At 56.6% G+C, this 15675-nt stretch carries 12 protein-coding genes; 6 read left to right on the forward strand and 6 right to left on the reverse strand.

All coding sequences use genetic code 11. The annotated features are described in order from the left end of the window. Nucleotides 1–14: 14 nt before the first annotated feature. The 6 genes from P8S54_RS08740 to speB all read right to left on the reverse strand — a co-directional run bounded on the left by P8S54_RS08740 (nt 15) and on the right by speB (nt 7669). Nucleotides 15–1487 (reverse strand): aldehyde dehydrogenase family protein, encoded by a 1473-nt coding sequence (locus P8S54_RS08740; protein ID WP_281441409.1) that lies wholly within the window; start codon nt 1485–1487, stop codon nt 15–17. A gap of 13 nt (nt 1488–1500) precedes the next feature. Further along, nucleotides 1501–2235 (reverse strand): MBL fold metallo-hydrolase, encoded by a 735-nt coding sequence (locus tag P8S54_RS08745; RefSeq protein ID WP_281441410.1) that lies wholly within the window; start codon nt 2233–2235, stop codon nt 1501–1503. Next, on the reverse strand, nt 2232–3542 hold the full coding sequence (locus P8S54_RS08750; protein ID WP_281441411.1) for a cytosine permease: 1311 nt from the start codon (nt 3540–3542) through the stop codon (nt 2232–2234). The genes P8S54_RS08745 and P8S54_RS08750 overlap by 4 nt, the downstream gene beginning before the upstream one ends. Further along, entirely contained in the window at nt 3532–5157 is a 1626-nt protein-coding gene (locus tag P8S54_RS08755; protein WP_281444083.1) for a 5-guanidino-2-oxopentanoate decarboxylase, read from the reverse strand. Before P8S54_RS08755 ends, P8S54_RS08750 begins: the two co-directional genes overlap by 11 nt. A gap of 73 nt (nt 5158–5230) precedes the next feature. Continuing rightward, nucleotides 5231–6613: a YjiH family protein gene (locus tag P8S54_RS08760; protein WP_281441412.1), complete on the reverse strand. Its 1383-nt coding sequence runs from the start codon at nt 6611–6613 to the stop codon at nt 5231–5233. 105 nt (nt 6614–6718) lie between these two features. Continuing rightward, nucleotides 6719–7669, reverse strand: coding sequence for an agmatinase (gene speB / locus P8S54_RS08765; RefSeq protein ID WP_281441413.1), 951 nt, complete (start codon nt 7667–7669; stop codon nt 6719–6721). Nucleotides 7670–7956: 287 nt separating this feature from the next. Here speB and P8S54_RS08770 point away from each other — a divergent pair, with 287 nt between their 5' ends. From P8S54_RS08770 to recQ, 6 genes are all read left to right on the forward strand, one after another. Further along, nucleotides 7957–9372: a sigma 54-interacting transcriptional regulator gene (locus P8S54_RS08770; protein WP_281441414.1), complete on the forward strand. Its 1416-nt coding sequence runs from the start codon at nt 7957–7959 to the stop codon at nt 9370–9372. Nucleotides 9373–9485: 113 nt separating this feature from the next. Next, nucleotides 9486–10616: an ABC transporter ATP-binding protein gene (locus P8S54_RS08775; protein ID WP_281441415.1), complete on the forward strand. Its 1131-nt coding sequence runs from the start codon at nt 9486–9488 to the stop codon at nt 10614–10616. A gap of 41 nt (nt 10617–10657) precedes the next feature. Beyond that, on the forward strand, nt 10658–11938 hold the full coding sequence (locus P8S54_RS08780) for an ABC transporter substrate-binding protein (RefSeq protein ID WP_281441416.1): 1281 nt from the start codon (nt 10658–10660) through the stop codon (nt 11936–11938). Between the two features lie 80 nt (nt 11939–12018). Continuing rightward, nucleotides 12019–12903: a sugar ABC transporter permease gene (locus P8S54_RS08785; protein ID WP_281441417.1), complete on the forward strand. Its 885-nt coding sequence runs from the start codon at nt 12019–12021 to the stop codon at nt 12901–12903. Further along, entirely contained in the window at nt 12900–13754 is an 855-nt protein-coding gene (locus P8S54_RS08790) for a carbohydrate ABC transporter permease (RefSeq protein ID WP_009101387.1), read from the forward strand. Before P8S54_RS08785 ends, P8S54_RS08790 begins: the two co-directional genes overlap by 4 nt. A gap of 64 nt (nt 13755–13818) precedes the next feature. After that, complete coding sequence (gene recQ / locus P8S54_RS08795; protein WP_281441418.1) at nt 13819–15654, forward strand: DNA helicase RecQ; 1836 nt, start codon at nt 13819–13821, stop codon at nt 15652–15654. Nucleotides 15655–15675 lie beyond the last annotated feature (21 nt).

Below are 15675 nucleotides of genomic sequence, written 5' to 3' on the forward strand. Positions count from 1 at the left end.
TTGACGCGTTCGCCTTATGCAGGCCCTACGATATGCTTCACTTCCAGGTAAGCGCTCAGCCCCCAGGGGCCAAGCTCACGACCAATACCGCTGCGCTTGAAGCCACCCCAGCCGGTTTCGGGTAGCACTAGCTGCTCACTGTTATACCAAATGCTGCCCGCCTTAAGCTGGCGGCCAATACGCTTTGCCCGCTCAGGGTCACCGCTAATGACCGTTGCCGCCAAGCCATAGGCACTGTCGTTGGCAAGCTGGACAGCCTCGGCTTCGCTTGCCACGCTGCGACCGCAGAGCACCGGGCCAAAAATTTCTTCCTGCCATAAACGGCTCTCGACCGGCACGTCACGGTAAAGCGTGGGCGCGAGGAAGTAGCCTTGAGCGGGCAGCGTGCGGTGTTTGCCGTCGCGCACGACTGAAAGCCCCTCCTGTTCGGCAATATCCAAATAGCGCTGCACGGCATCACGCTGCTTGGCGCTGGTCAAAGGCCCTAAGTCGGTGCCTTCAGCAAGCGGGTCGCCTAGCGTGAGCGCATCCATCCGCTCGGCAAGAGCGGTATAGAGTGCTTCTGCTACGTCTTCGTGTACCAACAACCGCGAGGTCGCAGAGCAGATTTGTCCAGCATTGAAGTAAATACCCGCCATTACCCAGTCAGCGGCTTGGGCAGGGTCGGCATCTTCCATTACCAGAATGGGGGATTTTCCACCTAGCTCTAGAGAGACGCTGGCGGTGCGAGCGGCGGCGGCTTGCATGACCGCTTCGCCTACTCGATTACTGCCGGTAAAGGAGATTTTATCAACACCAGGATGCTGAGTAAGCGGTGCGCCGATGCCTTCACCGTCGCCATTCAGCAGGTTGAGCACACCTGCGGGCAGGCCAATTTCCAGGGCTATCTCTGCCAGCACCCGCTCGGGGAGCGGCGTCACTTCCGACGGTTTGAGCACCGCGGTACAGCCGGCCGCCAACGCAGGCGCCAGCTTCCAGGCGCTGGTCACCAGCGGGAAATTCCACGGCGCGATCATCCCCACGACGCCAACGGGGTCGTGATACGTGCGCGCCTCAACGCCCTCCATGTCTACGCTGACTAACTCGCCCTGGCGGGCATCTAGCGCCTTGGCCTGCCCGGCGTAGTAACGATAGCAAGCAATCGCGTCGTCGAGATCGATCTCCGCTTCTGCGAGCGGCTTACCGTTGTTGGTCGCGGAAAGCGTGATAATCGAGTCACGGCGGGCCTCCAGTGCATCGGCAAACCCCTCAAGGTATGTTGCCCGTGCGGCTCCGCCCAGCGCTTGCCAAGCGGGCTGCGCCTGCTGGGCGGCGTTTACCGCGGCGTCGACATCCGCCGCATCCCCGGCGGTCACCTGGGCAATCCGCACTTCGCGATAGGGGTTCATCACGTCAAGCAGGCGGGTGCCCGCCGAGGGCACCCACTGGTTGTTGATGAATTGGTGGTCAACCACCGAAGGGTAATCGGTCTGGGAGGTTATGGGCATTGCCGTGGCTCCTTTAAAGGTCGTGTTGGCGAAGCCAATCATCGATAAGTTGGGTTAGGTGCTGGCCGCTAAAGCTGGGAAAATGGCCGCCGTGCACGGTGCGAACGGGCAGCTTACGCAGCCTGCGCATGCTGGCAGCGTAGTCAGCGAGATTGCTGTGCCAGAGGTCTTCGATTAACGGGCCATCGTAAATCAGATCACCTGAAATCAGCGTTTGGGTTGCTGCTTCCCACAAGGCGATACCCCCAGGGGAGTGCCCCGGCGTGTGAATCACCTCCCACTGACGATTGCCTAAATCCAGCATTTCGCCATCCTCTAACGGGGATACCATTTGCGGCGCCGTAATGCGGTAGCCCGCGTGGGAGTACGGCTTCGCGGGTAGCGCCTCAAACATATCGTCGCTAAGAAACTGCTCTGCCAGGGTGCGCGCGTTGTCGGGTGAGGCAAGAATCTCTGCCTCGTCGGCATGTACATGACAGCAGCCAAACTCGTGGGCTGCGCCGATATGATCAAAGTGCGTATGGCTCGCTACCGCCAAAAGATCACGCTCGCTAAGCAGCGCCACGTGTTGACGCAGCGGCACGGCCCCCAGGCCAAAGTCTACGACCATGCCACATTTACTGCCTTGGACATGCCAGATATTGCAGCGATAAAACGGCTTGATCCACGGTTCATCGATCAGGGTGATACCGTCCGCCTTGGGGGCGGTACGGTACCACTGCTGTTCATTGATGCGCTGAAGGCTCATACGGCTACCCGCTTCGCGAAAGCAACCTTACTAACTACAAAATAGAGCGCCCCCGTAATCACGAAAACCGGCAGCGAAGCGCCAAAGTCCAGCGGTGCGACCCAGTTCCAGTAATAAGCCAACAGAGCGCCTAACGCGTAGCTACCCAATGCCAGCCAGTTGAAAGCAGGTAGGCTATGTTCAGCTTGGATTAACTGTGCCGAGGTATAGCGCTGGCGACCCAGCAGGTAGTAATCCACGATCATCAGGGAAAAGGCCGGAATAAATACGCTGCCAATAATTAATAGAAAGGTCTGGAACTGGTCAAGAATACCGGGGATCAGCGCGCCTACTACAGAGACCACGCCAATGATTAATGCCGGTTTCCAAAACGGTACTTTAGGCCGCACGCTCATAAATGAAAGCGTTGCGCTGTAGACACACATGACGTTGGTGGTCAGTACCGAAAAGAAAATCACCAAGGCGGCGGGCAGGCCGAAACCAAAACCACTGAGCAGCGCGGTTGGGTCATAGGTTTGCTCCATGCCCACCGTAATTGAGAGTGCCGACACCGTGGCCCCCAACCCCATCGCAATTAACGTGGCAGTAACGTAACCACCCCACGTGCCCACAACGGCAGCTTTCAGCGAGCGGCAGTGACGGTTGTAATCCGCGGCTAATGGTATCCAAGAAAAAGCGGTCGCCACCACAATGTCGAACACCACGCCACCGCCTAGCACGCCTTCGGGCGGAATCTGAGTAATGCTGGGTAAATCATAGTGACGACTCAGCGCAAAAAGCACTACGGCCGACAGCCCCACCATCAGAACCGCCGCTATTTTCTCTACCTTCTCGATGCCTAAATGACCGCGTAAGGCGATCAATACGACCAGCGACTCACACAGCACCGTAAACAGCGCCACATTGGAGTAACCGGTGAGACTTTCAACCGCGTAATCCAGACTCATGCCTGCTAAGAGCGCTTGAATCCAGCTCCACGCAATGAGCGCTAGCAAATTAACCCAGGCGGGGAAATTAGCGCCTTTGCGGCCAAACGTGCCCCGCGCCAGCACCATGGTCGTCATGCCAGTTTGCTGCCCCATTACACCGATTAACACCAAAGGAATAATGCCAATCGCTGAGCCCAGGACAATCAGCAGCATGGCATGCTGGAAAGTTAGGTCGGGCACCAAAAACATGCCGGTGAGAATGGTAGTAACCACCACATTAGCCCCCAGCCACAGGGCAAAGGTTCCCGGTAGTCCCAGGCTGTGCTCAACGCTATCCGCTGAGAGGGTATCTTGGCCCAACACGCTATTATTCTTCATTATTATCTCCTGGTTTTAGCAGGCTTTTTTGCCAGGCCGCGGCGTCAATTTCGATCATTAACGGCCCGTTGGTTTCGCGGTTGGCGAGCGCCTTGGCAAGTTCAGCGGGGCTTTCTACCCGTACGCCGGGGCAACCAAAGCCTTCGGCCAGGGTGAGGAAGTTGGGCGCTTGAATATCCACGCCCAAGCGGGCCACGCCGTTGGCATCCATATAGCGACGAATCTCTTCGTGACCAGCGTTGTGCCATAGCACAATCACCACGGGCAGGCGCTCTTCTACGGCCGTTGCCATTTCCGAAAGCGTAAACATCACGCCGCCATCACCCACCAGTGCCACCACCGGCAGATCCGGCTGCGCCAACTGTGCGCCCAGCGCCGCCGGTAGCCCATAACCCAAGGTGCCGTAGCCAGTAGATGCATTGAAGTAGCGTCTTGGTGCTGGCTGGCTAACCACGTGGTTACCGGCATACACCGGTGCAGTGGAATCGCCCACCAAAACTGCCTCAGGTAGATGATCAGCCAGGGTTTTATAAAGCGGTACGAAGTCGCTAAAGGCAGGGTCGTTTGCCAGATTCAACCGGCGCAAAGCCGCGGCAGTTCGCTCAACGCCGTTCCGCTTCAATGAGTCAGGGAAGTGAGCTAGCAACAGTTCCAGGCTACGCCCAGCATCGCCCACTAAGCCAAGCGTTGTACGCTGGTTGCGCACCAATTGCTCAGGGTCGAGATCAATACGAATCAGCGCGCCGTTGAGGTGAAAGCCATCATCAAACACTACGTCGTAATCGGTTTCACCTAGCTCGGTGCCTATGGCCAGAATCACATCGGCGTTGGCCGCCAGTTCACGTACCGCGGGCAGTGCCGCATTAGCCCCCAAGTCCAGCGGATGGTCGCGGCCTAGCAGCCCTTTGGCATTAATGGTGGTGACCGTCGGGGCATCGAGTTTGTCTATCAATGCCCGCGCTGCCGCTGGCGCTGAAACACAGCCACCGCCTAACAGCACTAAAGGCTGCTTCGCTGCGTGCAACAAGCGAGCGGCTTCGGCAAGCCCTTCTGGGTCAGGCGCTGCCCGGTATAGCGTTGGCGCGTGCCAGCTAGTCGGAAGGTGGACTGGCGCATTGAACAGGTCGATAGGAATTTCGATATGCACCGGGCCTGGGCGCGCGCCATTGAAGATAGCAAAGGCGCGGGCCAGCACGTCAGGTAGCGTATTGGCATCCAGCAGCGTGTGGCTAAACCGCGCCACACCGCTGATCATCTGCTGCTGGCTGGGCAATTCATGCAGCCGCCCCTGGCCTAAGCCCAGGGTGTCACGGCGGTTCACGCTGGAGATCACCAGCATGGGGATAGAGTCCGCCAGGGCTTGGCCCATGGCGGTGGCAATATTGGTCATCCCCGGCCCGGTGATAATCAGGCACACCCCCGGCAGGCCGCTGGCGCGGGCATAACCGTCCGCCATAAACCCCGCTCCTTGCTCATGACGCGGGGTGATGTGCCTCACATCGCCACCTTCCAAGCCGCGATACAGTTCCACCGTGTGCACGCCGGGGATGCCGAACAGGGTACGCACCCCGTAAGTATCGCGCAGCAGGCGAATCAGTAGCTCAGCACAGGTCATGGTTGCACGATTTTTCTTTGCATCAGCGTTCGTTGCATCAGAGTTCTTGGCATTAGCGTTCATTGCAGGCCCCTTAGAAGAAAAACGTGTGGGCCATAAAGGCAATGATCGGCAGCGTAATGGCAGTCCGCAGTAGGAAAACGACCGCCAGTTCCCAGAACTTGATGGGAATTTTCGACTTGAGCAGCAGCGCGCCAATTTCAGACATATACACCAACTGCGTCATGGAAAGACAAGCAATCACGAAACGGGTCAGCTCGCTTTCAATGTTGGTCGCCAACACCGCCGGTAAGAACATATCGGCAAACCCTACCAGCGTAGCAGGGGCCGCCGCCTGAGCTTCAGGAATACGCAGCAGCTCCAGCACCGGCACCATCGGGTAAGAGAGCCAGGTAAACAGCGGCGTAAATTCGGCCAAAATCAGCGCAACAGTGCCGATTGCAAAGACCAGCGGCAGCAGCGTGAGGAAGATATCAATGACATTGAGTAGCGCTAGGCGGGCTAGCTCCCGTGGCCCCGGCGCACTGCCTGCCCGGCGGGTGGCTTGCAAAAGGCTGTAGCGGAACAGGCCTACATTGTCGTGACGCTCTTCGCTTAACTGACAGCCAACCGGCTCATGGTAGTCGTTGGTTTTGCGCGATAGCGGCGGAATTCGTGACACGATGACCGCGGCGATCAGCCCGGACACCACCACCGTAAAGTAGAACTGCACAAAAAGGTGGTTAATACCCACAAAGTTGATCACCAACAGGCTGAAAGCGATGGAGGCAACCGAAAAGTTCGTGGCAATCACCGACGCTTCGCGGCCATTGTAATAGCCTTGCTCGTACTGCTGTGCCGTAATCAAAACACCTACGGTACCCGAGCCCATCCACGAAGCCGTGGCATCGATAGCACTACGCCCAGGTAGATTAAAAATCACCCGAAACGGTTTACGCACCATGGTGCCGATAAACTCCATAAAGCCGAACTCGACCAAAAACGGCAGCAGCACCGCCGCAAAAAAGAAGAACGTCAGCAGCACCGGCGCCAAATCGTTGAGCATCACGCCACCGGTAAAGGAAGCAGTGACGAACTCTGGCCCAAACTGGAAATAGGTCATCAGGACAAAAATGGCGCCTAGTACGCGCATCACCACCCAAATAGCCCCTACATCAAACATATCGTGAAAGGGGCCACTTTTTATCCAGGCAGGCTGGGCGATTTTGGCGTACAGCGTTACCACGACGGACAAGCAGAGTATCACCACGGCAATGGCAGGCAGCGCCGAGCCCAGCAGGGTTTGCAGGCCATCGGCCATCAGGCCCATGCCAATATTAATGGAGTCACCCACTTGAAAGGGGATTAGAAACAGCAGCACCCCAATCAATGAAGGAATCAGAAACTTCAGTAAATGCGCGCGGGGTATCGGTGCCGAGGGGGACGGCTGCTCCGCTTTATCATTGCTATACGACATAGGGGTCACCCATTGGAAGTGATTATTGGAGGTGGGCTGGCGGCGTTGTTAGGTCGGCGCTTTTTTTATTTGTTAGCTATTGATGAGTTAGCTATTCGGTTAGCATTAATCGCTACGCTTAACGCCCGGCAGTACGCAAAGCATTTCATACAGCAGCGTGGCGCCCATTAGGGCGGTGTTACCGCTGGGGTCATAGGGAGGTGACACTTCTACCAGATCACAGCCGACGATATTGAGGCCAGCGGCACCACGCACAATCTCCAATCCTTGAGCAGACGTCAGGCCACCCATTTCAACGGTGCCGGTGCCTGGTGCAACGGAAGGATCCAAACCATCAATGTCGAAACTGATATACACCGGAATATCGCCCATCTGCTCACGCACTTCCTGCATCAATGGCGCTAGCGAGCGGTACCAGCACTCCTCGGCGGGCACGACGCGAAAGCCTTGATCGCGGCACCAGTCAAAATCTTCAGCGGCATAGCCAGTGCCGCGCAGACCGATTTGCACCACCTTACCGTGGGCTAACAAGCCCTCTTCTTGAGCGCGACGAAATGGCGTGCCGTGGGCAATCGGCTCGCCGAACATGTGCTCGTTAACATCGGCGTGGGCATCAATATGAATCAGTCCCACCGGGCCGTGCTTTTTGGCTATGGCTCGCAGAATCGGCAGCGTCAGCGTATGTTCACCGCCCAGCGTTAGCGGAATGCAGTTGTGCTTAAGCACGTCATCGTAGAAGGCGGTGATGATGTCGACGCTTTTCGGCAGGTGGAAGGTATTGATAGGCACGTCACCGATATCCGCCACTTGTAGGCTTTCAAATGGCGCGGCGCGGGTTGCCATATTGTAGGGGCGCAGCATACGCGACTCATCGCGAATCTGACGCGGGCCAAGGCGTGTACCCGGGCGGTTGGAAGTGCCGATATCCATGGGGATGCCAATAAACGCAGCGTCTAAGCCCTCGGCAGTGGCTTGGGTAGGCAGGCGCATCATAGTGGCGGGGCCTGCAAAGCGTGGCATGGTGTTGCCACCTAGGGGCTGATTAAACTCCGACATAAACATCTCCTTGGATTTGTTGTAACGCTTTAGCGTGGTTGACGCATCTTTACTAAGACGCTGCCTTAGCTATCTCTTTTAAACATTGCACAGACCATGCCAAGTCGTAGATGCCCTAAACAGGTAGGATTACCAGCCAATTGATGCAAAAATGAATCGAATGAGCGCTCATTTAATTCACTCATGCATCGATGATTCAAAAATGACTCAAAGAAAGAGCCGACATCATTGGATTCACGTGAGTGGCACTAAATGAGTGAGATAGAACGAGAGAGTTGAGCAACAACATGAGTGAAATAGACAAGCGCGTACTGCAAACCATCGTGGAAACCGCCAACGACCACTTCTTTATCGTCAGTGGCGATGGGCAAATAGTCGATATTAGTCCAGGCGCTGAAGCGGTTTACGGCGTTTCTCGGGAAGAGCTTCTCTCCAGCAGTGTTCATCAGCTACAAGCTGCCGGCGTGCTTAAACCGTCTATTACCCTGGAAGTGATGCGCACCCGCAAGCCTGCACAGCTTATGCAGATAACCGGTACAGGTCGCCGAGTCATTGCCGAAGCCTACCCTGTGTTCGTCGATGGCAAGCTGGAACGCATTATTAGCCGCTCGCGGGATTTAACCGACCTGCAGTTATTGCAGGACGAATACGCGCTGCTGCAAAAACGCTTTAGTGAACACTTAAAACGCAGCCAGGCAGCCCCAGATGCCGAGGAGCAGGCGTTGGATGACGCCTTAGACAATTTGCAGGTGCGCAGCAGCGTAATGCGCGAAATAGCGCTACTGCTTAAGCGGGTCGCCCCATCAGATGCTAATGTGCTGATGCTGGGTGAATCCGGCGTAGGTAAAACGGCGTTCGCCAAGCAGCTACACCGCTGGAGCCAGCGCTGTGATGGCCCCTTTATTGACGTTAATTGTGCAGCGATACCTGAAAACTTGTTTGAGTCGGAGATGTTTGGCTATCAACCCGGCGCCTTCAGCGGGGCTGCGCGGCAGGGAAAAGCGGGCCTTTTAGAGCAGGCCGAAGGCGGTACGCTGTTTCTGGATGAAATTGGTGAACTGCCGCTGTTGATGCAAACCAAGCTGCTTAAAGTGATTCAAGACGGCAGCTTAACCCGATTGGGTGATACCCGTGCTCGCAAGGTCAACTTTCGTTTGGTAGTGGCCACCAACCAAGACTTGGCAAAACAGGTAGAAGCCGGGCTGTTTCGTCTGGATCTTTACTACCGACTTAATGTCATCCCGGTCACCCTGCCACCACTACGTGACCGCCGAGAGGATATCCCTGATCTAGTTGAAGCGTCTTTAAATCGGCTCAACCAGCGCTATGGCCGACGAAAAATTCTTGATACCCGCGTTTGGTCGACGCTGATGGGCAGCGAATGGCCGGGTAACGTCCGCGAGCTGGAAAACTGGTTAGAAAGAGCCTGGCTCTCAAGCCCCACCGACCAGATCGAGGAGCCCGCCGTGCTCCCTCACGCCGAGCAGCTCCCCGTCAATTTACCGAACGCCTCACCCGCACAGGCAGTTACACTTGAACCCCACGAAACGCTTAAGCAATATCTTGCTCGACTGGAACGGGAAACCCTTGAAGAACTCAGCAACACACTCCCCAGCACCTACGCCATTGCGAAGCGGCTTGGCATTAGCCAATCCAGCGTAGTGCGGCGGCTGCAGCACTACGGCATCAAAATTACCAAGTGAGTTTTTGCTTAATGCCGCTCACGTAATACACCTGCCACACAAGCGTCACACAACGGCAACATCTTCATAACAAGATTTACCCATTACAGCTAACAGCCGGTGATGGGTGTGCCATGTCAAATCAATCGCGAATCCGCTTGGAAAGCGTCAGCAAGCGCTGGGGCGCAACCGCCGCTGTCGATAACATTTCCTTCGACGTCACCCCCGGGCAATTTGTGATTCTGCTGGGCCCTTCAGGCTGCGGTAAATCCACCACGCTACGCATGATCGCAGGCTTGGAAGAAGCCAGCGACGGCCGCATTCACATTGGTGAACGCGACGTTACGCGCCTACCGCCCGGTGATCGTGGGCTCAGCATGGTGTTTCAATCCTACGCGCTGTTTCCGCATTTAAGCGTGGCCGACAATATCGTGTTTGGTTTGCGTAGCCGCAAAGTGCCCAAAGATGAACAGCGCCAGCGACTGGCGAACGTTGCCGAGCTGGTCGATTTAACCGACTACCTGAACCGCAAACCCGCCCAACTTTCCGGCGGACAGCGCCAGCGCGTTGCGTTAGCGCGCTCGGTTATTTCTGAACACCCGATCTGCTTGATGGATGAGCCACTCTCCAACCTTGACGCCCGTCTGCGCAGCGATATGCGCCGGGAAATCAAAGCGCTGCAAAGCCGCCTGAACATGACGGTTATCTACGTTACTCACGATCAAGTCGAGGCCATGAGCATGGGCGATCGCGTTATTTTAATGCAGCACGGCAAAATCGTTCAGGATGACTCGCCTGACGAGCTCTATAACCGCCCCGCCAGTGCCTTTGCGGCAAGCTTTATTGGCAGCCCCGCCATGAACCTGCTGCCACTGGTGGTAGGCGAGAATGGTGCTGTGATCGAAGGCGAACCCAGCACGCCAGTAGCCCCAATGGAAGCGGCAGGTGGTCACTTGGGTGTCCGCCCGGAAGATATTGAGCTAAGCACCACGTCAACCACAGGTGTACCCGCCATAGTTGTCAGCGATGAGTACCTGGGTGCCGATACGATTGCCCATGTCACCGTTGGCAGTCATACCGTGAGGGTTCGCATGAGCGGTAAACACGCGCTAGCGGGTCAGCCCTGTCGCCTTCGCTGGGCAAGCCAACACGCTCACCTGTTTGGCAGTGACGGCCTGCGCCGAGATGACATAACCCCACACGCTTTACCCAACGCCTCTCGAGCTGTTCCTCGCCCACCGGCAGTGGGCTCTTTCCAACACTGATCGCTAAACCTGGTTCAGTACTGACACTTGCGGAGTCTCTTATGCGTTTGCGTACCCCTTTTGCAATGACTGCTTTGGCAGCGGGCTTATTAAGCGCCGCTCAGGTAAACGCCGATAGCATTGATCTCACCATGTACTATCCCGTCTCGGTGGGCGGTGCACTCACGGATGTCATCGACAACTTGGTCGCTGAGTTTGAGAGCGAACACCCTGAGATTAATGTGGAAGCGATTTACGCCGGTAACTACGACGACACCCGCGTACGGGCAATGTCGGCCATTGAGGCCGGTGATGCACCGCAACTATCGGTGCTGTTCTCCATCGACCTTTACGAGCTAATTGAGCAAAATGCCATCGTCGCTTTCGACGACTTAATCGAAACTGACGAAGAGCGCGAATGGCTAGATAGTTTTTATCCTGGCTTGATGGAAAACGGCCAGTTAGATGGCAAAACCTACGGCATCCCCTTCCAGCGCTCTACCATCGTGCTGTTCTGGAACAAAGACGCCTTTGAAGCCGCGGGCCTAGACCCCGATATGCCTCCCGAGAACTGGGAAGAGATGGCCGACATGGCCGCTACCGTGCGTGAAGCCTCCGGCGGCGATCAGTGGGGCGTGATGGTACCTTCCACTGGCTACCCCTATTGGATGTTTCAGGCCTTCGCCTTTCAAAACGGCCATCGTCTAATGAGCGAAGATGGCACCGAGGTCTACTTTGACGATCCGGCGGCCATTGAAGCGCTTGAGTACTGGGTTTCGCTATCCACTGAGCACAATGCCATGCCCGACGGCACCATTGAGTGGGGCACCTTGCGCCAGAACTTCCTTGAAGCGTCTACCGCCATGATGTGGCATACCACGGGCAACCTAACCGCCGTACGTAACGAAGCGACGTTTGACTTCGGTGTTGCCATGCTGCCAATGAATACCCAGAGGGGCAGCCCCACCGGCGGCGGCAACTTCTATATTTTTGAAGACGCGACCGAAGAAGAACAGCGCGCGGCAATGACCTTTATTCGCTGGATGACAGACCCCGAGCGCGCCGCTGCATGGTCCATTGAGACGGGCTATATGGGCGTTAGCCCTGCCGCTTATGAGACCGACGCGCTGCAAAGCTATGTGGAAGCGTTCGCGCCTGCGGCGGTAGCCCGTGACCAGCTTGAACACGGTACTGCGGAGCTTTCCACCTACCAAGGCGGTCGTGTACGTCGCGCTTTGGACAACGCTGTGCAAGCCGCACTAACCGGCCAGAGGTCGCCGGAAGAAGCGCTAAGACAAGCGCAGCAAGAAGCAGAAAGTGCGTTACGTCGCTACGCACGCTAAGTGCGCTAGCGCTGTAACACTTGCCCGATTGCCATGCTCGCCGGGGTACGCCCCGGCTTTTTCTCCTGCGGTACATCCCTATGAACTTAACCTCTTATCGGCGAATGCAGTTATATGGCGCCCTACTGTTACTGCCTGCCGCAGTGCTGTTAACCACGTTCGCCTACCTGCCTACGATCACAACCGTTATCAATAGTCTGTTTTTGCCCAGCTTTCGCGGTGCGCCCGCCGAATTTGTAGGGCTCGAAAACTATCAGGTGTTGTTTGATGACCCCACGTTTTGGAAGGTAGCACGCAACAACTTAATTTATGCCGTGGGTACGATTCCTACCTCTATTGCACTGGCATTGGGCATGGCGCTGTTCGTTAACGGTAAACTTCCGGGGCGCGGCTTTGTGCGTATGGCGTACTTTACGCCCACCATCCTGCCCATGATCGCCGCTGCCAATATCTGGATGTTCTTCTACGCCCCGCAGATTGGCTTATTTAATAAACTGCTCGGCGCATTAGGGTTTTCTGGGGTTAACTGGCTTGGCGATCCCAGCATGGCGCTGGGGTCAGTGATTGTGATGTCGGTATGGAAAGAAGCCGGCTTTTTTATGATTTTCTACTTAGCGGCATTGCAGGGTATTGCCCCCGAGCTTAAAGAGGCTTCCGACCTTGAAGGCACCAGCCGCTGGAGCTTCTTCTGGCGAGTCACCTTTCCGCTGTTAATGCCCACCACGCTTTTCGTGCTCATTAACGCCTTGATTAATGCGGTAAGGGTCGTCGATCACCTGTTTATTTTGACTAAAGGTGGGCCCAATAACGCCACCAACCTGCTGCTTTATTACGTTTACGAGAATGCGTTTTCGTTCTTTGACCGCACCACGGCGGCCACTATTACAGTGGTCATTTTGCTGGTACTCGCCGTCGTTGCCACGCTTAAGTTCACGATTTTAGACCGCAGGACCCATTACCAATGAGTTCAACCCTATCGCCTTCAAAAACCTATGCGTCCCGCTATCGTTACCTCTCCATTCCATCGCTGGAAACCGTGGCAGCATGGTTGCTGGCGATTATCTGGGTATTTCCCCTACTGTATGCGTTCTGGGCCGCCTTTCATCCCCCGGCCTATATGGTGCGCTTCGACTTATTTGCCCCCCTTACGCTGGATAACTTTAAAAACGCTTGGGCGCAGGCGCCCTTTGCCCGCTACTACCTGAACACGTTTGCCCTGGTTACCGGCGTTGTTTTTGCTCAGTTTGTAGTCTGCACCCTGGCAGCCTTTGCCTTTGCGCGTTTTCCCATCCCAGGCAAAAACGTGCTGTTTATGCTGGTGCTAATTCAGCTGTTTGTGTTCCCCGAAGTGCTGATTGTCGAGAACTACCGCATCGCCAGCGAGCTGGGGCTGATCAACACGATCACTGGCATTGGATTGCCCTACGTGGCCAGCGCCTTCGGTATTTTCCTGCTGCGTCAGACGTTTAAAACCATACCCAGGGAGCTTGAAGACGCTGCGCGTATTGAAGGCTGTAACTGGCTAGAAATTCTCTGGAAGGTGTACGTCCCACTGGCCAAACCCACCTACCTTGCTTACGGGCTTGTCTCGATCAGCCATCACTGGAATAACTTTCTATGGCCACTGGTGGTCACCAATTCGGTAGAGAGTCGTCCGTTAACGGTAGGCTTAGGGGTTTTCTCAGCGCCCGAAACCGGCGTTAACTGGGCCACCGTTAGCGCCGCCACGCTGTTAAGCATCGCCCCGTTGCTCATCGCTTTTCTACTCTTTCAGCGCCAGTTCGTGCAGTCGTTCTTAAGAGCAGGGATTCGCTAGGCAGACGCCCCTCAGGTTTTTCGTGCGACAATTCTCCCTCACGCATGAGACAAGGAGAGCATTGATGCACGGCGACCCCCATCCTGCAGCCCTAAAGGTGCTGCAGGAGGTCTTTGGCTACGACAACTTTCGCGGCCCACAGCAGGCTATTATTGAGCATGTGATTGCTGGTGGCGATGCGCTGGTGTTGATGCCCACCGGCGGTGGCAAATCGCTGTGCTATCAGATCCCCGCGCTACTGCGCGAAGGCACCGCTATTGTGGTTTCGCCGCTGATCGCGCTAATGCAGGATCAAGTAGCAGCGCTGGAACAGAACGGGGTTAGGGCAGCCTACCTCAACTCAAGCCTCGATTATCACGAGGCGGTTGATGTGGAAAATCGCCTGCGGGCGGGCGAGCTGGATCTTTTGTATGTGGCTCCCGAGCGGCTGGCCACGGCGCGCATGCAGATGCTGCTGGAACAGACCCACATTGCCCTGTTCGCCATCGATGAAGCCCACTGCGTCTCCCAATGGGGTCACGATTTTCGCCCGGAGTATCGCCAGCTCTCCCATCTGCATCAGCGCTTTCCCCAGGTGCCGCGCATCGCCCTGACCGCCACCGCCGACGTGCCCACCCGGGGCGATATCATGGAGCACCTGCAGCTTCAAAACGCGGCGCTATACAACAGCGGCTTTGACCGCCCCAACATTCGCTACCATATCGCCGAAAATCAGGGCAACGCCAAGGAACAGCTGCTGCGCTTTATTCGCGAGCACCACAATGGCGAGGCAGGCATTGTCTACTGCCTTTCCCGGCGCAAAGTAGAGGAGACTGCCGCTTGGCTGGAACGCCAGGGGCTCACCGCGCTGCCCTACCACGCGGGGCTTCCTGCCGAGCAGCGCCAGCACCACCAAACCCGCTTTCTACGTGAAGATGGCGTGATTGTGGTGGCCACCATCGCCTTCGGCATGGGCATCGACAAGCCGGACGTGCGCTTTGTGGCGCACCTCAACCTCCCCAAGAGCATCGAAGCCTACTACCAAGAGACTGGCCGTGCCGGGCGCGACGGCCTGCCTGCCGATGCCTGGATGGCCTATGGGCTTCAGGACGTAATCACCCTGCGCCAGATGCAGCAGGGCTCCAGCGCCGCTGACCAGCAAAAACGCATTGAGCAGCAGAAGCTCGACGCTATGCTGGGGCTATGTGAAATCATTAGTTGCCGCCGCCAGGCGCTGCTCCACTACTTTGGCGATCACTTGGACGCGCCCTGCGGCAACTGCGATAACTGCCTGACCCCACCCGAGACCTGGGACGCCACCGTGGCTGCACAAAAGGCGCTGTCATGCGTCTATCGCACCGAGCAGCGCTTTGGTGTGACCTATCTGGTGGATGTCCTGTTGGGCAAAAGCAACGAACGAATCACCCGCTTTGGCCACGACAGACTCAGCACCTACGGCATAGGCAAAGACCTCTCCGCCAACGAATGGAAGGCGCTCTTTCGGCAGCTGATTGCTAGCGGTTTTTTAAGCGTGGATATGGAGGGCCATGGCGGCATCAAGCTAACCGCTAACGCAAAGCCGGTACTGCGCGGCGAGCATGACCTCACCCTGCGCAAGCCAATCAACAAACCCAGTAAGGCTAAAGCCGCTCGGCGGGGCAGCAAAGTCTCTGCCACGCACAGCCACGGCCCACTGTGGGAGGCACTGCGACAGCACCGCCGGGAGCTTGCCGAAGCCCAGGGCGTGCCTGCCTATGTGATTTTCCACGACGCCACCCTGGCTGAAATGATCGAGCAGAAGCCCCAAAGCCTGGAGGCGCTGGGCGCGATCTCTGGCATCGGTGCGCGCAAGCTGACGGACTACGGCGAGGGCTTTTTGGATGTGATCCTGCAGCATCAGGAATCCGGGCAAAGCAGCTGAACCAGCGCGCCGGGGATTAAA

It is taken from the genome of Halomonas sp. M1, from assembly GCF_029581375.1.
Classification (GTDB): Bacteria; Pseudomonadota; Gammaproteobacteria; order Pseudomonadales; family Halomonadaceae; genus Vreelandella.